The 17,805-nt window shown below is 35.6% G+C and carries 20 protein-coding genes; 11 read left to right on the top strand and 9 right to left on the bottom strand.

The window, feature by feature from the left end:
- Positions 1 to 12: 12 nt before the first annotated feature.
- The 5 genes from KIK00_RS05680 to KIK00_RS05660 are packed head-to-tail and all read right to left on the bottom strand — an operon-like array spanning position 13 to position 3,398.
- Positions 13 to 603, bottom strand: coding sequence for a Crp/Fnr family transcriptional regulator (locus KIK00_RS05680; RefSeq protein ID WP_255815590.1), 591 nt, complete (start codon positions 601 to 603; stop codon positions 13 to 15).
- Between the two features lie 4 nt (positions 604 to 607).
- Positions 608 to 1,516 (bottom strand): TIGR01777 family oxidoreductase, encoded by a 909-nt coding sequence (locus tag KIK00_RS05675; protein ID WP_255815589.1) that lies wholly within the window; start codon positions 1,514 to 1,516, stop codon positions 608 to 610.
- A gap of 24 nt (positions 1,517 to 1,540) precedes the next feature.
- Positions 1,541 to 1,885 carry a hypothetical protein gene (locus KIK00_RS05670; protein ID WP_255815588.1) on the bottom strand — a complete coding sequence of 115 codons (345 nt, stop codon included), beginning with the start codon at positions 1,883 to 1,885 and terminating at the stop codon, positions 1,541 to 1,543.
- Between the two features lie 4 nt (positions 1,886 to 1,889).
- On the bottom strand, positions 1,890 to 2,492 hold the full coding sequence (locus KIK00_RS05665; RefSeq protein ID WP_255815587.1) for an HPP family protein: 603 nt from the start codon (positions 2,490 to 2,492) through the stop codon (positions 1,890 to 1,892).
- Positions 2,493 to 3,398 carry an arginase family protein gene (locus tag KIK00_RS05660; protein WP_255815586.1) on the bottom strand — a complete coding sequence of 302 codons (906 nt, stop codon included), beginning with the start codon at positions 3,396 to 3,398 and terminating at the stop codon, positions 2,493 to 2,495.
- 395 nt (positions 3,399 to 3,793) lie between these two features.
- Between KIK00_RS05660 and KIK00_RS05655 the strand changes: the two genes are divergently transcribed.
- Positions 3,794 to 4,585 carry a hypothetical protein gene (locus KIK00_RS05655; RefSeq protein WP_255815585.1) on the top strand — a complete coding sequence of 264 codons (792 nt, stop codon included), beginning with the start codon at positions 3,794 to 3,796 and terminating at the stop codon, positions 4,583 to 4,585.
- Positions 4,586 to 4,788: 203 nt separating this feature from the next.
- Here the strand turns inward: KIK00_RS05655 and KIK00_RS05650 are convergent, their stop codons facing one another.
- Positions 4,789 to 5,151: a helix-turn-helix domain-containing protein gene (locus KIK00_RS05650; RefSeq protein ID WP_255815584.1), complete on the bottom strand. Its 363-nt coding sequence runs from the start codon at positions 5,149 to 5,151 to the stop codon at positions 4,789 to 4,791.
- 348 nt (positions 5,152 to 5,499) lie between these two features.
- Between KIK00_RS05650 and KIK00_RS05645 the strand changes: the two genes are divergently transcribed.
- The 8 genes from KIK00_RS05645 (at position 5,500) to KIK00_RS05610 (ending at position 11,835) form a co-directional block, all read left to right on the top strand.
- Positions 5,500 to 5,832: a single-stranded DNA-binding protein gene (locus KIK00_RS05645; RefSeq protein WP_255815583.1), complete on the top strand. Its 333-nt coding sequence runs from the start codon at positions 5,500 to 5,502 to the stop codon at positions 5,830 to 5,832.
- A 14-nt stretch (positions 5,833 to 5,846) separates the two neighbouring features.
- Positions 5,847 to 6,302, top strand: coding sequence for an HRDC domain-containing protein (locus KIK00_RS05640; protein WP_255815582.1), 456 nt, complete (start codon positions 5,847 to 5,849; stop codon positions 6,300 to 6,302).
- 124 nt (positions 6,303 to 6,426) lie between these two features.
- Positions 6,427 to 7,779 (top strand): histidine--tRNA ligase, encoded by a 1,353-nt coding sequence (hisS, locus tag KIK00_RS05635; RefSeq protein ID WP_255815581.1) that lies wholly within the window; start codon positions 6,427 to 6,429, stop codon positions 7,777 to 7,779.
- A 226-nt stretch (positions 7,780 to 8,005) separates the two neighbouring features.
- Positions 8,006 to 8,857 carry a PH domain-containing protein gene (locus KIK00_RS05630; RefSeq protein WP_255815580.1) on the top strand — a complete coding sequence of 284 codons (852 nt, stop codon included), beginning with the start codon at positions 8,006 to 8,008 and terminating at the stop codon, positions 8,855 to 8,857.
- Between the two features lie 9 nt (positions 8,858 to 8,866).
- Positions 8,867 to 9,715, top strand: a complete 849-nt coding sequence (locus KIK00_RS05625; RefSeq protein ID WP_255815579.1) for a PH domain-containing protein — start codon at positions 8,867 to 8,869, stop codon at positions 9,713 to 9,715.
- Between the two features lie 18 nt (positions 9,716 to 9,733).
- Positions 9,734 to 10,381 carry a GNAT family N-acetyltransferase gene (locus KIK00_RS05620; RefSeq protein WP_255815578.1) on the top strand — a complete coding sequence of 216 codons (648 nt, stop codon included), beginning with the start codon at positions 9,734 to 9,736 and terminating at the stop codon, positions 10,379 to 10,381.
- Positions 10,382 to 10,445: 64 nt separating this feature from the next.
- Positions 10,446 to 10,982, top strand: a complete 537-nt coding sequence (locus KIK00_RS05615; protein WP_255815577.1) for a PH domain-containing protein — start codon at positions 10,446 to 10,448, stop codon at positions 10,980 to 10,982.
- 61 nt (positions 10,983 to 11,043) lie between these two features.
- Positions 11,044 to 11,835 (top strand): bifunctional 2-polyprenyl-6-hydroxyphenol methylase/3-demethylubiquinol 3-O-methyltransferase UbiG, encoded by a 792-nt coding sequence (locus KIK00_RS05610; protein ID WP_255815576.1) that lies wholly within the window; start codon positions 11,044 to 11,046, stop codon positions 11,833 to 11,835.
- A gap of 118 nt (positions 11,836 to 11,953) precedes the next feature.
- Here the strand turns inward: KIK00_RS05610 and KIK00_RS05605 are convergent, their stop codons facing one another.
- From KIK00_RS05605 to KIK00_RS05595, 3 genes are all read right to left on the bottom strand, one after another.
- Positions 11,954 to 12,190 carry a YtxH domain-containing protein gene (locus tag KIK00_RS05605; RefSeq protein ID WP_149385995.1) on the bottom strand — a complete coding sequence of 79 codons (237 nt, stop codon included), beginning with the start codon at positions 12,188 to 12,190 and terminating at the stop codon, positions 11,954 to 11,956.
- 99 nt (positions 12,191 to 12,289) lie between these two features.
- Positions 12,290 to 13,132: an isoaspartyl peptidase/L-asparaginase gene (locus KIK00_RS05600; protein WP_255815574.1), complete on the bottom strand. Its 843-nt coding sequence runs from the start codon at positions 13,130 to 13,132 to the stop codon at positions 12,290 to 12,292.
- A gap of 194 nt (positions 13,133 to 13,326) precedes the next feature.
- Positions 13,327 to 14,217: a cyanophycinase gene (locus tag KIK00_RS05595; protein WP_047374335.1), complete on the bottom strand. Its 891-nt coding sequence runs from the start codon at positions 14,215 to 14,217 to the stop codon at positions 13,327 to 13,329.
- A 198-nt stretch (positions 14,218 to 14,415) separates the two neighbouring features.
- Here KIK00_RS05595 and cphA point away from each other — a divergent pair, with 198 nt between their 5' ends.
- Together cphA and KIK00_RS05585 are read left to right on the top strand one after the other, a co-directional pair.
- Positions 14,416 to 17,046 (top strand): cyanophycin synthetase, encoded by a 2,631-nt coding sequence (gene cphA, locus KIK00_RS05590; protein WP_255815573.1) that lies wholly within the window; start codon positions 14,416 to 14,418, stop codon positions 17,044 to 17,046.
- Between the two features lie 516 nt (positions 17,047 to 17,562).
- Positions 17,563 to 17,715, top strand: coding sequence for a hypothetical protein (locus tag KIK00_RS05585; protein WP_255815572.1), 153 nt, complete (start codon positions 17,563 to 17,565; stop codon positions 17,713 to 17,715).
- Positions 17,716 to 17,805: the final 90 nt, after the last annotated feature.

Genomic DNA, 17,805 nt, shown 5'->3' with positions numbered 1-17,805 from the left:
AAATAATATAGCTTAAGAGAAACTGTTTTTTTGTTTGGATTTTATAAGACTTAAAAATTCAGGAGTGATCCCTAAGTAAGAAGCAATTTGTTTTTGCCTGATACGTTTTACTGCTTCAGGATATTTCTGAAGAAAGTTATAATAGCGTTCTTCTGCCGGTAAAGAAAGGTTTTCAATTGTTCGGAGCTGTTCTCTGATGTAAGCGTTTTGCATCATAATCCGGAAAAAGCGTTCAAATTTGGGAATTTTGTGATAAAGGTCATTCAGATGATCTTTCTGAAGCTGCAAAATAGAGCTTTCTTCCAATGCTTCAATATTCAGCATGGCAGGTTTTTGATTGATAAAGCAGTACATATCAGTGATCCACCAATCGGGAACAGCAAACATGATCGTAGATTCTTTTCCTGTGGTATCCATATGAAAAGCTCTCAAAATTCCTGTCTGAACAAAATTGATCTCTTTACAGGCATGTTGCTGTTGCAAAATCAATTTTTTCTTAGCAACCTTTTTTTCTTTTAATAGAGACAGAAAATAAGACTGCTCCAGATTGGTAAGCGAAATATGCCTGGAAATGTTTTTTAAAATTAAATATTCTTCCCCCATTCTGTTATTGCTTCTTTAATAGATTCTTTAAAGCCTCATTCAGGTCCGGAAACTTAAAATGAAACCCCGCATCCTGAATTTTCTGTGAAGAAGCTCTTGAACCTTCCAATATAGCTGTAGCTAGTTCTCCGAAGATAAGTTTCAAGACAAATCCCGGAACATTAGGCATGAATAAAGGTTTTCCAAGTACTTTTGCAATCTTTTTTGTAAGATCTTTATTAGTAGTGTGTTGTGGAGAAACAGCATTATAGGCTCCTACCATAGTTGAGTTTTTTAAAGCTAGCTCATAAATAGAACAAATATCTTCAAGATGAATCCATGGCATATATTGCTTGCCGCTTCCTAACGGTGATCCTATATAATATTGAATAGGAGGAATCATTTTCTTTAAAGCTCCGTCTTTTTCAGAAAGTACAACGGCAGTTCGTATTTTGACTACTCTTTCTGTGAGATTCTTGTCTTTGAAATCATCAGCAGCTCTTTCCCATAAAACTACGACTTCACTTAGAAAATCATTGCCCGGAGGATCATTTTCAGTATAAATTTTTTCTGAAGTTTCAGTACCATAAAAATTAATTCCTGAAGCTGAAATAAAAGACTTAAGCTTTATTTTATTTTTTCTTAAAGCAGTTTGAAGTAATTCCGCTGAATCAACACGGCTCGAGATCAATTCTCTTTTTCTTTCCGGAGTCCAGCGTTTTTCTGAAATGTTGGCGCCGGCAAGATGAATGATGTGAGAGACATTTTCCAAAGCAGCCTCATCAATATTTCCTTTTATGATATCCCATTCATATTCGTAATCATGTTCTTTTTTTCGGGTCAGAAATCGGATTTCATATTCCCTGCCAATCTTTTTGGCCAGTTCTTTGGCGATCATGCCACTGGCTCCGGTGATCAGAACAACTTCTTTCATAATATTTTATTTAAGGTGTGCGGGTTATGCCTGGTTCTTTACAATCAGTACAAAATCATCTTCCAGAAGTTTATAGCCATAATCATAAATAAACTTGTATTCAGAACCGTTTTTATAGACTTTCAGGTTGGTGAAATAATCAAAATCAAAACCTAAGCCATCCAGCCTGGATCTGGCTACTTTTGTTTTACCGTCAGTATTGATCTCCATCAGGATGCGGTAATTTTTACGGAGTTTGTTGTTTACATTCCGCATCAGGTTGTTAGAATCCTTATTTTGCTTATTGTTATAGGCGTTCCGGCAGGCATCATTGCAAAACTTTTTATCAGACCTCCCGATGATTTTTTCGCCACATTCCATACAATTCATCTTCTTATTTTTTTATTTTATGGGGATGTGTGTGTCTCTTTTTTAACAGTCTCATGAACCTGCTGTGAGTAGGGTAACTTCTGTTAGGAGTAATATTATTAAAAAACAAAGCCACAAGCAGCAGAATGATACACCCCGAAAGAACGGGAGAGATCACATACCAATATCCCAGTTCCGGAATTTTCCCGGTAGAACTTACGGCAATCAGGGCTGTAGCACCACCTGGTGGATGCAAGGTTTTGGTGTACTGCATCAATACGATGGAAAAGGCCACCGCCAAAGGAGCCGAAAGCCATATAATATCCGGAACAAACTGATAGACTGTAACCCCTACCAATGCAGACAGTACATGTCCGCCTACAAGATTTCTCGGTTGTGCCAGCGGGCTCTGTATTGCTCCATAAATAAGAACACTTGAAGCTCCAAAAGAACCGATCAGAAATATATTCTCAGTTTCTGTTAACGAATGAGACTGGATAAATGCAATGATTCCAATTCCGAAAAATGCACCCAAAAATGACCAGAAATGCTCTTTGTAATCAACAAGCGTTTCTTTATAGATCACATATTTGGAAACTCTGAATGTTCTTTTTATGGTCTTCTTCATTTAGTCTTCTTTATTTTTTATAATTTGAATTAAATTTTCTACAAATGGCCGGGTATACATTCCGTTTTCATCATAATCAGGATCTAAAATAGTAATCTCTATCCCAAAACACAGAGGACTTTCAAATAAAGGTTCCAGTATTTCTCTGAGATCATCATAGCTGATTCCGTCTTCCATTCTGCTGTCTACAGCTGGCATTATTTCATCTTTCAGAATATCCACATCAAAATGAATAAAAAAACCGTCCAAGTCTTTATCATTCACCATTTTCAGAAAGTTCTCAGCAGTTTTTCTGAAACCATTTTCTCTGAGACGGTAAAGATCATAATAATGTATATTGGAATTGATGATTTGATTAACATATTCATCATCATCTGTTTCTGCATTTCCGCAGCAGAAAATATTTTCCTCAGATAAATAAGGTTTTAAGCCATCAATATTGGTCAGTTTCTCATGTCCGGTTCCGGTAATGATAGCGAGATCCATTCCTGCTGCACCTCCGGTTTCTGAAAGTTCTGGCGGGATAAAATCTGTGTGCCCGTCAAGATAAAAGAGCCCGAAGTTTCCCAGTTTTTTCAAAGCAATAGCATTTCCAATCAGGATACTGCAGTCACCGCCCAGGATAATATTGAATGTATTCTTTTCGTAATTCTTGAGAATACAATCAGACTGTTTTTTGGCATATTCAATAATTGGATCTGCATTTCTGACGTTTGATTCTTCATCAAAGTCCATGGAATATTCCGGAGCATCAAGCCTGAAAACTTTTTTAGGAGCAATTCTACGATGAAAATCAAATTTCCTGAGCCAGTCCGGAAGTTTTCGAACCCCGGGTTCTGTCTCATGTTCCTTTTTTGTAAGTCCCAAATTGAGAGGAAACTCAAAAATATTGATATTCCTTTTCATAGATGAATTTTCACAAAGATACGGAATTATCCGTTTGTAAATGGATAGCTGTGAGACAGGCAGTTATTTTATTGAAACAAGCTTTTCTTAGAATGGGATGTTTAATTAACTCTGAAATACAATAAATTATTCTTCTGATAGCAAAAAAACTAAACTAATTTGGTAAACCTCTGTTCACTTTTGCAATTTTAATTTTAGAATATTTAAGGCTGTATTTTGATTAATTCCCTTTTCCTTGAAAAAATTAGTATTTATCGATGTTTTAAATGATATTTTCATTCATAAAGTTTTATTGTTATGTATAACTATCTTATTTTCAGTAAATAAATTGTATTTTTATTTCACTCTATTGTGTTTTTTTGTAAATTTGATATTAACATTCAAAAAAACAAACCATGAAAAAATCCAATTTATTGATGAGTATTTTGTGCTCTTCTTTAGCATTTGCACAGGTAGGGATAAATACAACTTCCCCACAAGGTGTTCTAGACGTTACCTCAGCAAATTCAGCCGTCGTATTAACGAGAAATGCCAACCCTCCGGTCAATGTAACCACACCCACAGCAGGAATGATCATCTATGATTCCACGAACAAGACCTTAAGGTATTATAATGGAACTCAGTGGAGTACTGTAATTTCTTCACAAACACTTACAACTGCCAATGAAGGAGTTGTTAAGCTCAATAGTGGGGCAGGAGTGAAACCCTCATTTGCATTCAAATCTTCAGGAGGAGTTCCTTTAATGACTTATCAAAACATTGTTTACCAAACTCCGATGAATATTGTGACAGATTTTGCTGCACCTCCTACCACCACATGGCCGGAAAATATTATCAGTCCGGTGCCCGGGGATATATATGATCCGGCGACAGGAAGGTTTTTGGAAAATCCTATTGCCGGACAGGTACACATGTGGCGGGTTATTGTAAGTTATTCCAATAAGAACAATGGCTCTGTAGCCTTTGTGACGGTAAATCTTTCAAACCCTGTTCCTCCGTCTACATTCTCTATAGATCAAACCGCTGTGGCTCCTAATGGGGTAACATCCGGAGATCTTGTTTTTTACCTTGTGAGTGTTGCCGATCCCTTATCTATAGGCAGTGGATATCTTATTAAAATAAAATCTGATACTTCATTGGATGCTACTATTAATAGTATAACAAGGATTTCTCAAGCCAAAGATTAATCTCATTATTTAAAGCTTACTAACCAACTGATCATTGAATGAGAAACTCATGAAATTCCAATTCTAAGTTAGATGATTAAGTGAAAGGTACTCAATGGTTGCTTGAGTGCCTTTTTATTTATTTTTATGGTATCTCCTTTGAAAAAAGAAAGCCAGAATAGGAAACATTCCATTCTGACTTCAGTATTTTTAGTTGATGATTTCTATTTTTTCAGTCTTTCGATTTCTTCTTTCAACAGGACAATATATTCCTGCATCGTTTTTATAATTTCTATGCTTAAATCATTACTTATATTTGTTGTAGCATTATTATTTCCTACATTGACTCCAGTATTATCAGTAAAAACAGGATTCTCGAAGATGAATTTCGCTTCCTCTTCTTCGTAGATTTCTTCAAGAGGAACACTTAAAAAAGTGGCGAGTTTGGACCATTCTGTCTGTGTTATAGATACAGCACCACTTTCTTTTCTGCTATAGTTGGAAACGTCAGTGGGGATTACTTCAGCCATTTGCTGCTGAGTGTAACCTTTTCTCTTTCTTACTGTGCGTAGTTTTTCTTTTTGCATATCAGACATTTTTACAAATTTGCAAAAAAAAATTAAATTAAATGGAAAAAAATCCTTGTTAATGCATCTGTTTTTCAATGTTTTTTTAATAGAAAAATATTTTAGCACATGGTTTTTTATTATTGAATTTTTACTTAAAAAAATGTGATTATTGTTTTTTAAGCTTAGTAAATATTGTTTTAAGCAGAATTCTATTTATTTTATTACCCGTTTTCAAACGACTACAAACGGATTTAAATAGTTTATAACCGACTGAAGATTGATAACATCGCAATCTTTGCAACAGAGATTTGAGAAAAACAGTGAACGTCTCTTATCTGAATTATTAATCTTTAAAATCTAAAAGTTATGTCACTAAGAAACAAAGTAACATTAATTGGTTACACAGGAAAAGAAGTTGAAATGGTAAACTTCGAGAACGGAAATGTAAAAGCAAGTGTATCCTTAGCAACAAGTGATCATTATACGAATGCCAAAGGAGAAAAAGTAGAAGAAACGCAATGGCACAATCTTATCGCATTCGGGAAAACAGCTGAAATTTTCGAGAAATATGTTTCCAAAGGAAAAGAAATTGCCATAGAAGGGAAGCTTACCTACAGATCATATGATGACAAAGATGGGGTGAAGCGTTATATCACAGAAGTTCGTGTAGACGAGATCTTATTATTAGGAGGAAAATAATTCTAAAAACACAAATGATGAAAGTAAAAGTTTTTAAAATAAGACTTCCGGAAGAATTTCTCTACAAAGATCAGAAAATGCTGGATGATTTCCTGGAAGCCAATGAGATTACGAAAGTGGAAACAGCTTTCGTAAGTGAAGAACGGTATTGGTCTGTAATATTGTATTTTGAAAGTTTGAAACTGACAAAAAATACAGTTAAAGAACCAAAAGCAGTTAAATATTCTGCAGAGAATGATTTCCTGAATATGGATGAAGAAAAGATATTGGATGCACTGAAGTTTTGGCGGTCAGAAAAAGCCCGGGAGCAGAATCTTCCTACTTATTTCATTGCCAGCAATAAAGAGCTGATATCTGTAGCCAAATATAAACCTGCCAGGAAAGAAGAATTGCTGGAGATCAAAGGATTTGGAAAGCATAAGATTGAAAATTATGGTGAAGAGATCCTTGAGATTCTTGAAAGTGTCTGATTTTTCAGAATAATTGATAACACAACAGCAAAAAAGCTGGAGAAGATTGTTTCTTCAGCTTTTTATGCTGTGTAAAGTCCATGCAATTCCGTACTTTTGCATTTATCAAAATGACTTACAAAAAATGAAGCCAAGTTTAGCAAAAGGGACGAGAGATTTTACGGCACAGGAAGTTTCCAGAAGAAAATATATCATCAATATTTTACAGAATAATTTTGAATTATTCGGGTTTCAGCCATTGGAAACTCCAAGTTTTGAAAATCTTTCTACACTGACAGGGAAATACGGAGAAGAAGGAGACCGTTTGATCTTTAAAATTTTAAATTCGGGAGATTATACTTCTGAAATCAATCAGGAAGACTGGGATAATAAAAACCATCAGAAACTTATTTCTCAGATTTCAGAAAAAGCTCTTCGTTATGATCTTACTGTACCTTTTGCAAGATTCGTGGCTATGAATCATGGGAAACTGACATTTCCGTTCAAACGTTCTCAGATCCAACCGGTTTGGAGAGCTGACAGACCTCAGAAAGGAAGATACAGAGAGTTTTATCAATGTGATGCAGATGTGGTAGGAAGTGAAAGCTTATTACAGGAAGTAGAGCTGGTTCAGTTGTATTTAAAATCATTTGCTGATCTGAAAGTTCCTGTAACCATTCATATGAACAACAGAAAGATTCTTTCAGGATTGGCAGAATATGCAGGAATTACAGATAAACTGATTGACTTCACGGTAGCATTGGATAAGCTGGATAAGATCGGTAAAGAAGGAGTGGTAAAGGAATTACTGGAAAGAGAAATTTCTCAGGAATCTATTGATAAGCTGGATTTCCTGTTCAGCCAGTCAGACGATGCACTGGAAAACCTTCTTCAACTTAAAGAAAAATTTGCTGGTAACGAAATCGGACTGAAAGGAGTAGAAGAACTTGAATATGTTCTTACACAGTCTCTGAGCCTTGGTGTTGATATGCAAAACCTTGTATTCAATATTACACTGGCAAGAGGACTGGATTATTATACAGGAGCGATCTTTGAAGTGAAAGCAGATGAGGTTGCTATGGGATCCATTGGTGGCGGAGGAAGATATGATAACCTTACAGAAGTCTTTGGAGTTAAAAATATTCCGGGAATAGGAATATCATTCGGATTAGACAGAATTTATCTGGTAATGGAAGAATTGAACCTTTTCCCTGAAGAAGCATCATCCAAGATCGAGTATTTGTTTGCTAATTCTGGAGGTGAAGAAACAATAGAAGCTTTAAAATTGATTATGCAGTTAAGAGCAAAAGGAATTTCAGCAGAATTATATCCTGAAAATGCAAAAATCAATAAGCAGTTTACTTACGCAGAAAAGAAAGGGATAAAAAATATGGTTTTCCTGGGCGAAGAAGAAATTAAAAATAACACTGTTACTTATAAAGATCTTGAAGCGGGAGAAAAGAAAACGGTTTCTGTTGAAGAATTCTTGGGGTTATAAAATTGCAAAAATTGCCCAATAGTTTCTCATTTGACTTTGGGATATATAAAAAGAAAAAATCAACCACAAAAAACTTTTTGTGGTTGATTTTTTTTGATTGATATTAAGATTTGAATATTTTTGATCTTTAAAATCGACTCAGAATTTGTAATTTGGATCGATGTATATAAACAGAGTAAAAATTATGCTCTGAATTCATTAAAAAACTTTTAAACATAAAAACCAGATGAACACTATTTGCGCATTGTGCGGAACACCGCTAACGGCAACAGATATGTCTGTAGGTAAAAATAAACTTGCTGACGGTGGTTATTTGTGTGCGGGATGCTTTACCAAAGCTGTTACTATCAACAGAGACCTTATCCATAATCTTGATCAGTTTTATTTTGCAGAAATTACGGGAATGATTCTGAAAAGTAAAATTGATGCAAGCAGTCCCCAATATACAGAAAATAACCATTACGAATATGATGTACCAACAAGACTGGATGAAATAAAAGATCAGATTGTTGCTCTGAATGCAAGGTTAAGTGTTCTTGCCAATGAAGAAGTGAATGAATTGGCTAATGTTCTGGACAGAGATGAAAAATTGTTGGCTATTGCAGAAGGAATTGATCTTCAAAGTAACAGGGAAGGAATTATATTTTCAACACAGAAAAGGGTTGCCTTCATTGATAAAAAATTCTTGGGTGGAGTTGTAAAGAATGAGTTTCCCCTTCAGGATATCTCTTCCATTGATCATATTGAAAATCTTTTGTATTCAATTCTGAAAATCAATACCTATAGAGGTGATGCACAGTTTAAACTTCACAATAAAAACGATGGAAGAATGTTTTCCAATGTCAAAAACAAAAGTAAAAACTATTCTGAAAACGAATTGAGGCAGGATTCAAGTCCATTGCTGGCATTTTCTCAAACAATCCCGGATCTGGTTCAGGAAAACGTTTATTCTACCGATAAAGAAGATCCCGGAGCTATTTTTGAGCAGCTGGAGAAACTGGGTAAACTCAGAGAAATTGGAGTGCTGACAGAGGCTGAATTTGCCGAACAAAAGAAAAAACTGCTAAATAAATTATAAAAAGAAGAAATGAGTAATAACTGTGCATTGTGTAAAACAGAATTGACCTCTATGGATACGCTTCTGGGAGCCAATAAGCTTTCAGACGGCAATGTTTTATGCAATAAATGTTTGAATAAAACGAGCGATATCAATGAAGAATTGCTGTACAACCTCAATAAATTCAGTATTGACAATATTAATGAAATGCTGAAAACAGAGATAACGGAACCAGTTCTGCCGATAGCAGTGGTAGAACAAAATTTTCCTGTAACGATAGATTCTGATTCAAACCAAATTTCAAAAGAAGTTTATAAACGGAGACAGCGCAAAATAAAATTTGAACTGCAAAAGCTGAACGCCAATCTTTCAATGTTTACCAAAGGAGAGATCAAAGAACTTCCTTATCTGATTTCCGAAGATGAACAAATAATTGCGATTACAGATGCCCAGTTTGTCAATACATTGGATGCTGGAGTATTGGTGGCAACTCCAAAAAGGATGCTTTCTGTATCAAAAGGAATGTTTGGTGAAGCAAAGATTAATGATTATCATAATGAAAGCATAAAGGCGGTAAGCTTTGTAACAGATCCGAGATCCCCGATTATTAAACTGCATTTGGACGAAAGAGTAGTTGAATTTGAATGTTATATGGATAAAGAAGATGCAGAGAAGTTCTATGATACAATAAAAACCATTTATAATAATCCTAAGGAACAATCTCCGAAAGGAATTAATACAGCAAACAAAAATGTTTTAGTGTCATCAGAAGAAGTTTTTAATCAGCTTGAGAAATTAGGAAAACTGAGAGAAAACGGAATCTTAACCGATGCAGAATTTTCAGAGCAAAAAAAGAAGCTGCTGGAACAATTAAAATAAAACTTTTAACATCGAATTATGAAGGATAAAGTATCAGCAGAAATAGTAGAAAACTGGCTTAAAGGATGGTGTTTATCAAGAGAAGTATCTTTCCCTGTTCGGTATAAATCCGGATTCAATGTGATTGTAGGGGATGAAACACAAAAAGAACGTTTTGTATTTCCTCAACTTAATGATGATTTTTTCGAACTTGCAGATTCAATTGATGAGCCCTGGATTTATCTCAAAGTATCTACTTCTCCTGATGAATTTATGGGGAAAATCCCTGAAAGATGGAAACTACAGTCACAAGGATATATGATGACCTGTTTTCACCCGATGAATTTCCCGGAAATCAGTCTTGCAGAAGGGTATCACTTAGCATTTTCTGAGTATAATACAACCTTTGTTGTCAGGATTGTAGCAGAGAATGGCGAACAAGCTTCTATAGGCCGTGTCTCGCTTATAAATGGTATAGCTGTATATGATAGGATTATTACCGAAAAAAATCATCAAAGGAAAGGGCTTGCTTCTTTTTTATTGAGAGAGCTTGAAAAGATAGCTTTAGCAAAAGGATTTTCAAATAATATTTTAGTAGCAACAGAAGAAGGAAAGCTATTGTATGAAACGCTAGGCTGGAAGATGTATTGCTTGCACAGTTCTATTGTAATTCCATCTGAAAATTAATATTTAGCCAAATTAAATTATTCTTTTCCCAAGAAATAGTAATTTAGGCTCATAAACTGTTACTATGAGTGAAAAATCAAGACTTGACGAAATAAGAGAGGAACTTAAAAAGCTGGATATCAGCCCTACTATATTTGCCAGAAAAGAAATTCATGAGCTGCCGGATATTCTTTCAGCAAACGAAAAAATTGTCTATCTCGTTGAAGGCAGAAATAAAATAAACAATCATCATATTATTTTAGTAGCCACAGACAGAAGATTGATCTTTGTAGATAAGGAATTTATGTACGGATTAAAAGTAGAAGACTTTTCTTACAGCAAAATAAGCTCCATACAATATGAAACAGCAGTATTGCTGGCTTCCATAGATATTCAGGTAACTGATGACATCGTAGAGATAGATGGAGTAGGAAGGTACCATGCTGAGCTGTTTTGTGAAAAGGTAAGAGACTTTATGTCCCGTCCTGAAGTACCCTTTCAGAATATAGCTGAGCCGAGTGTTTTGGATCAGCTCGAACAATTGGGAAGATTAAAAGAGACTGGAGTTTTAAGCGAAGAAGAATTTCTTGAGCAGAAGAAAAAGCTCATGGGTAAATTATGATCAAAATGTGGAAAAGCTTTAATGAAAAAGCAGAGCTAACACTATTTTTAAACTAAAAACAATGGAAAATTACTTAGAAATAAATAAAAAATCATGGAATGCTAAGGTTGAACCGCACCTGAAGTCGGATTTTTACTTTGTAGATGAATTTCTGAAAGGAAGAACTTCACTCAATTCAATAGAACTAGAACTTCTGGGAGATATAAAAGGTAAAAGTATTCTGCATTTGCAGTGCCATTTTGGGCAGGATTCTATTTCCCTGTCAAGAATGGGTGCTAAAGTGACCGGAATAGATCTTTCTGATCAGGCTATTGATGCAGCGAAAGATCTTGCTCAGAAATGTGGTACAGATACAGAATTTATCTGTTCAGACGTATACGATCTGCCCAATGTGCTAGATCAGAAATTTGATATCGTGTATACAAGTTATGGTACAATAGGCTGGCTTCCCGATCTTGAAAAATGGGCGGGTGTTATCAGTCATTTTCTAAAACCCGGCGGACAGTTTATTATGGCAGAGTTTCACCCGGTTGTCTGGATGTTTGATGATGATTTTACAAAAGTTGCTTATAACTATTTTAATGAAAAACCAATAGTAGAAACCTATGAAGGAACTTATGCAGATCAGTCTGCACCTATCGTACACGAATATGTCATGTGGAATCATTCTTTATCAGAAGTTCTTGATAACCTGATTAAAAAAGATTTAAGCCTGGATACTTTCCGTGAGTTCGACTGGTCGCCTTATCCTTGCTTCAGACATGTAGATGAATTTGAAAAAGGAAAATGGAGAATTCCACAGTTTGGAAATAAGATACCTCTTGTGTATGCATTAGCAGCACAGAAAAAATAAAATTAATTGAAACAGATTAATACCTGAACGATTTAAATAAAAATAAAAAAGTCATCGTAGTGCTATTACGATGACTTTTTCCTATATATGAATGTTAAAAAAAACTGCTCTTGTTAAATTAGCTCAGAGAATCTTCAGCCTTTGTTTTTGCTTCGTCCACTTTAGTCTGAACTTGGGAAGCAACATCATTGGCTTTTGTTTTAAGGTCATTTCCCCATTTGTTAAGATTATCTTTCGCTGTATTGATTTTATCTTTTACTGCTTGTTGATCTTCAGGGCTTGAATTCTTATATTTCCAATAAGCTAATGCACCTAAACCTAATAAAGCTAATAAACCTTTTGCCTTGTTTCCCATGATTTCTATTTTTTTATATATTAATATTAAAGTTTGTTGTTATCAATAATGTAAAATACGTGCCAAAAAAATAAATCTACTTATAAAAAAATGTTAAATTTAAGAGAAGACTTCAGTATTTTCGCCATCAAAACTGGCGAAAACCATAGTAGGATAGGAGTCCTGATGATAAATATTCCCATCTTTGTCAATAGCGATGGCACCTGCGAACCCATCGATGGTTTTAAGTTCATCAAATGTCTTGCTGAAAGCCTCCTGAAGGCTCATCCCGTCTGTGACTCTCGTTACGATTTTTGCGGCAGTAGCATTGCTTACAATATCTTCCCCCACACCGGTACAGCTTACAGCACAGAAGGAATTGGCATAATTTCCGGCCACTGTGGCAGAATCTGAAATCCTTCCCGGAATCTCAAAACCTTTTCCGCCTGTAGACGTAGCAACAGCCAGCTTTCCTTCTTGATCAATTGCTACACAGCCTACAGTTCCTTTACCTCCGTTGGCCAGTTTGGCTTCATATTCCGCTCTTCTCTGAGGAACCTCTGTAGAAAAATTCTCAAAACCATGTTCCGTAGCGTAGATTTTTGCACCGTGGCCTCCCAAAACCCTGTCATCTTCTCCGATAAGATCTTTAGCAACAAAAATAGGGTTCTTTACATCCTGGATATTGATGACTCCACTTAGCTTTTGAGTTTGTCCATTCATAATAGCTGCACTCATACGGATAACACCATCACTCTGGATTTGAGAGCCGATTCCCGCATTATACAGCGGATCATCCTCTAATAGTGAAACGGCATAAGCAACGGTATCGAAAGCTGAATGCGTCTTAAGATAATCAAAGGCTTTTTTGGCGATCCCTCTTAAAGAATCCTGTTTTGCAGTTTTTACTTCATGGCTTTGGTCGCTTTCTGAGAAAAAACCGCCGTGGATAATAATTTTCATAAAATATAGATGAAAGTTGATAAATGTATTCTTCTACGAAGTTAATTTATAAATTCTAATTAATTCCTACATTTTTCTGTTTCCTGAAATAGAATTGCTTTTTAAACATTGAACTTTCAGTTTTAAACAAAAAAAAATGAAACCAAGGTCCCATTTTTTATACTGATTAGCAATATTTTTAACTACCAACTAAGTTACTTATCCTGTGGTATCGGATTAAACTGAGAATTCTCAATCGTTAATGTCTTTGTTGTAAGATCATAATGATCATTCATAGACATGACATGTACCGTTAAATTATCAATAGAGATAGGTTCTCCAAGATTGATATTCGTAAGATTGGTATCTTTAATAAATCTTCCGTCTACCAGAATTACAAGACCTGAACCTACAGCTGTCATCACATCATTATGAATGAAAAGTCCAGTATCCTCTCCAAGTCCTATTCCAAGTGTTCTCGGATTGTTGACTACCGCCTGGAAAAGACGGCCAATCCTGCCACGCTGTACAAAATGTGTGTCAATAATGACATTATCAATCAAACCTAACCCCTGAGTGGTTTTAATTTCTCCTTTTAAGAGTGCTTCAGAACTGCTTCCCTGGTAGATCATATTTTCAGATGCCGCTGCAGCTCCTGCAGAAGTTCCGGAATAAATAAAATCCTGTTCCTGGTATTTTAATAGAATTGTATCATGGAATCTTGTTCCTCCAAGAATAGAAGTCAGTCTTAGCTGGTCTCCTCCGGTGAACATCATAACATCCGCAGCGTTGGCTCTTGCCACCATTGCATCAGAGTTGGCTTCCTCGCGGTTATGGATGTCAAGAACATTTACATTTTTAGCCCCAAGAAATTCAAATGCTTTTTTGTATTCAGAACCTACAATCTGAGGGATTTGTGAGGCAGTTGTTACAATTTCAATAACAGAATCTTCCTTAAGTTTTGATTCGTTGATGATCTTTCTTAAGATCCCACGTTCAAAAAAATTAAGATTCTTTTCGATATTCTGATCATAATCGGTTTCAGCAAAACTTCCTTTGTTTACAGCTCCTCCAATAACTATTAATTTTCCAACAGGTTTCGTCATGGTACAAAATTAAAAAATAATTAACATTCTTTCGCGAATTTCATGCCATCTTTAATTGATTTTTAATGTTTTAGGAATGTTAATTAAAATTTATTTTTTTTTGACAAATCTTTAAATCTGCTATGGTTTCGTTTTGGGTTTTGCATTATCTTTGGCTATGAAAGGAGTTATTGTTAACTTTTAAAATGCCAATAGACTATGAAAATCGAAAAGATTCAGGCACTAAGAGGTCCTAACATCTGGAGCATCAGAAGAAAGAAGCTGATACAGATGAGGTTAGACTTAGAAGAAATGGAGAATTATCCTACCAATAAAATCGAAGGATTCAGGGAAAGGATTGAAAAATTAATACCCTCATTGATTACCCATCGATGCTCAGAAGGAGTGGAAGGTGGTTTTTTTCATAGAGTGGAAACAGGAACCTGGATGGGGCATGTCATTGAGCATATCGCTTTGGAAATACAGACACTGGCAGGAATGGATGTGGGGTTTGGAAGAACCCGGGAAACAAAAACTCCGGGAGTGTATAATGTAGTTTTCAATTATATTGAAGAAAATGCGGGAATCTACGCTGCTGAGGAGGCAACGAAGATTGCAGAAGCCCTGATAGAAGGGAAGGATTATGATTTAAATGCCTGTATTCATAGATTAAAAGAAATCAGAGAACGTGTCCGTCTTGGACCATCTACAGGAAGTATTGTAGAAGAAGCTGCTTCCAGAAGAATTCCTTGGATCAGATTGGGAACAAATTCCCTTGTACAATTGGGATATGGAGTAAATCAGCAAAGATTTCAGGCTACCATTACCGGAAAAACAAGTTCTATTGCCGTTGATATCGCATGTAATAAAGAATTAACGAAAAGAATGCTTCATGATGCTGCTATTCCGGTGCCGATTGGTGATTTGGTTGTAGACGAAGAAGGATTAAACGCTGTAATCAGAAAAATTGGTTATCCTATTGTTTTAAAACCTTTGGATGGAAATCACGGAAAAGGTTCTTCCATTAATGTCAACGAATGGGAATCTGCTAAAATAGGTCTGGAACATGCCCAAAAATATTCCAGAAAAGTAATCGTTGAAAAATATATTACAGGTTACGATTTCCGTATACTGGTGATCAATAATAAAATGGTGGCCGCTGCCAGAAGAGTTCCAGCTCATGTTGTAGGAGATGGAGAACTGAACCTTCAACAGCTTATTGAAAAAGAAAATAAAGACCCGAGAAGAGGCTATGGCCATGAAAATGTTCTTACTGAAATTGAAGTTGATAAAGACACTTTAGAATTACTTGATAAACTTCAATATACTTTGGAAACTATTCCTCAAAGAGGAGAAGTGGTCTATTTGAAATCAACAGCGAATCTTTCAACCGGAGGAACATCCATTGATGTAACAGATATGGTACATCCTGAAAATATTACGATGGCAGAAAGAATCTCCAAAATTATCGGATTGGATGTCTGCGGTATTGATGTGATGGCGGAAAACCTAACTCAGCCTTTAAAAGAAAGTGGCGGAGCTATTATTGAAGTAAATGCTGCTCCGGGCTTCAGAATGCACCTGGCTCCAAGTGAAGGACTGCCAAGAAATGTAGCTGCACCGGTAGTAGATATGCTTTATCCACAAGGCAAACCTTTTACCATTCCAATTATTGCAGTGACGGGTACCAATGGAAAAACAACGACTACAAGACTTATTTCACATATTGTAAAAAGTAACGGTTACAGAGTGGGATTCACGACTTCGGACGGAATTTACATTCAAAACACAATGTTGTCAAAAGGGGATACTACAGGACCGCTTTCAGCAGAATTTATCCTAAAAGATCCAACGGTAGAGTTTGCGGTACTGGAAACTGCCAGAGGAGGAATTTTACGTTCCGGGCTTGGTTTTTCACAATGCGATATTGGAGTTCTTACCAATATTGAAGAAGATCATCTGGGAATGAATGACGTTCACAACCTGAGAGACCTTACCAAGGTGAAACGTGTAGTACTGGACAGTGTCAAGAAGAGTGGCTGGAGTGTACTGAATGCCGATAATGAATATTCTATGAAGATTGTGAATGATCTCGATTCTAATGTGGCTATTTTCAGTATGGATGAAAACAATCCGCATATTGTAAAATTTGCGAAAGAAGGAAAGATTACCTGCGTGTATGAAGAAGGATTCGTTACCATTAAAAAAGGAGACTGGAAAATCAGAATAGGAAAAGCCAAAGATTTCCCGATCACAATGGAAGGAAAAGCCAGGTTCATGATTGAAAATGTATTAGCAGCTAGTTTGGCAAGTTACCTTTATGGATTCGGAATTGAAGATATTTCCAATTCTTTGAGAACATTTATTCCAAGTGCTCAGCTTACACCGGGAAGATTGAATGTCTTTAAATTCAAAAACTTTAAGGTGTTGATTGACTTCGCTCATAATCCTTCAGGGTATGAAGCTATTGAAGATTATCTTAAAAATGTTGAGTCAACAAAGAAAATTGGAATTATATCCGGTGTTGGAGACAGAAGGGATAACGATATTAGAGAATGTGGAAAGATTGCAGGAAGAATGTTTGATTATATTATCATCCGAAATGAAAAGCATCTTCGTGGAAGAACGGAAGAGGAAATTAACGGATTGATTATTGACGGGATTAACGCTGCAGGCAGAGATGTGAGTTACGAGATTATTCCTAAAGAGATCGAAGCATTAAAACACGCCATGGGAATGGCGGAAGAGGGAACGTTTATCACGGCATTAAGTGATGTTATTTCCAATGCAATTGATCTGGTACAGGAATATCAGGCGAGGGAATTGTTGGAAGACGACAAAAACGTGTAAATAAACCTTTATAAAACTTATTAAAATTGCAATGCGGAATAAATAAAACGTATTGCAATTTTTATATCCATTGTGCTATAGCTTTGTAGGTCATAATTTTTAGCTACCAGTTTACAAATATTTAATTCACTGTATTTACGGTTTCCCGTAGGGCTATGACGAGAACCTATCCGTATATTTACAGTGTTTGTACAAATTAAAAGTACACTTCAAGTTTTTTTAATGCCTCCCTTTTTGGGAGGTTTTTTTCCATGGCTCAGATATGCTGCTTAATAAAAATCTGGTAAACTAAAACAATCCATCCGATTCCACATGTCCAAGAGATAAATCCAATTAATTTCACTTGCCAATCTGGGCTCTGAAATAAGAGGCAGTCTTTAATAAATTCTTTCATCTTTCTAAGGTACTTTTATTGAACGTTTTTTGTTTACGGAAATCCGTAACGGATATTTTTTTATGTTAAATCTCTAATTGGAGAATAATTTTTATATTTGACTCTAAACTAAAATCAAAACCATGAAAAATTTAAAGAAAATCTCTAAGGAGAAATTAAGAAGTATCAATGGAAAAGGAGGATGTCCTCCAGGTTGGTATGATTGCCCTATGCCGTGGGGCGATGATAAAGTATGTATCCCGCATGACAACCAAATGGCATGTCCAGATTTATAAAACTATCCCTCGCTAAGAGGGATTTTTTGTTACTGTATTTCAAACTTTTTGAGCTTCTTCTCAGGTTATACTTTTTAATACAAAAGAAAA

This window comes from Chryseobacterium sp. MA9 (genome assembly GCF_024399315.1).
Taxonomy (GTDB): Bacteria; Bacteroidota; Bacteroidia; order Flavobacteriales; family Weeksellaceae; genus Chryseobacterium.
The sequence above is the reverse complement of the archived record's forward strand: the minus strand, read 5'-3'. Positions and strand labels throughout refer to the sequence as shown.

Coding starts and splice junctions, on each gene's coding strand:
- KIK00_RS05615 (WP_255815577.1), top strand. CDS start 10,446: ATGAGTGAAAAATCAAGACTTGACGAAATAAGAGAGGAACTTAAAAAG.
- KIK00_RS05610 (WP_255815576.1), top strand. CDS start 11,044: ATGGAAAATTACTTAGAAATAAATAAAAAATCATGGAATGCTAAGGTT.
- KIK00_RS05630 (WP_255815580.1), top strand. CDS start 8,006: ATGAACACTATTTGCGCATTGTGCGGAACACCGCTAACGGCAACAGAT.
- KIK00_RS05595 (WP_047374335.1), bottom strand. CDS start 14,217: ATGACGAAACCTGTTGGAAAATTAATAGTTATTGGAGGAGCTGTAAAC.
- KIK00_RS05660 (WP_255815586.1), bottom strand. CDS start 3,398: ATGAAAAGGAATATCAATATTTTTGAGTTTCCTCTCAATTTGGGACTT.
- KIK00_RS05645 (WP_255815583.1), top strand. CDS start 5,500: ATGTCACTAAGAAACAAAGTAACATTAATTGGTTACACAGGAAAAGAA.
- KIK00_RS05620 (WP_255815578.1), top strand. CDS start 9,734: ATGAAGGATAAAGTATCAGCAGAAATAGTAGAAAACTGGCTTAAAGGA.
- KIK00_RS05605 (WP_149385995.1), bottom strand. CDS start 12,190: ATGGGAAACAAGGCAAAAGGTTTATTAGCTTTATTAGGTTTAGGTGCA.
- KIK00_RS05600 (WP_255815574.1), bottom strand. CDS start 13,132: ATGAAAATTATTATCCACGGCGGTTTTTTCTCAGAAAGCGACCAAAGC.
- KIK00_RS05675 (WP_255815589.1), bottom strand. CDS start 1,516: ATGAAAGAAGTTGTTCTGATCACCGGAGCCAGTGGCATGATCGCCAAA.
- KIK00_RS05655 (WP_255815585.1), top strand. CDS start 3,794: ATGAAAAAATCCAATTTATTGATGAGTATTTTGTGCTCTTCTTTAGCA.
- KIK00_RS05670 (WP_255815588.1), bottom strand. CDS start 1,885: ATGAATTGTATGGAATGTGGCGAAAAAATCATCGGGAGGTCTGATAAA.
- KIK00_RS05680 (WP_255815590.1), bottom strand. CDS start 603: ATGGGGGAAGAATATTTAATTTTAAAAAACATTTCCAGGCATATTTCG.
- KIK00_RS05625 (WP_255815579.1), top strand. CDS start 8,867: ATGAGTAATAACTGTGCATTGTGTAAAACAGAATTGACCTCTATGGAT.
- KIK00_RS05640 (WP_255815582.1), top strand. CDS start 5,847: ATGATGAAAGTAAAAGTTTTTAAAATAAGACTTCCGGAAGAATTTCTC.
- KIK00_RS05650 (WP_255815584.1), bottom strand. CDS start 5,151: ATGCAAAAAGAAAAACTACGCACAGTAAGAAAGAGAAAAGGTTACACT.
- KIK00_RS05585 (WP_255815572.1), top strand. CDS start 17,563: ATGAAAAATTTAAAGAAAATCTCTAAGGAGAAATTAAGAAGTATCAAT.
- KIK00_RS05665 (WP_255815587.1), bottom strand. CDS start 2,492: ATGAAGAAGACCATAAAAAGAACATTCAGAGTTTCCAAATATGTGATC.
- cphA (WP_255815573.1), top strand. CDS start 14,416: ATGAAAATCGAAAAGATTCAGGCACTAAGAGGTCCTAACATCTGGAGC.
- hisS (WP_255815581.1), top strand. CDS start 6,427: ATGAAGCCAAGTTTAGCAAAAGGGACGAGAGATTTTACGGCACAGGAA.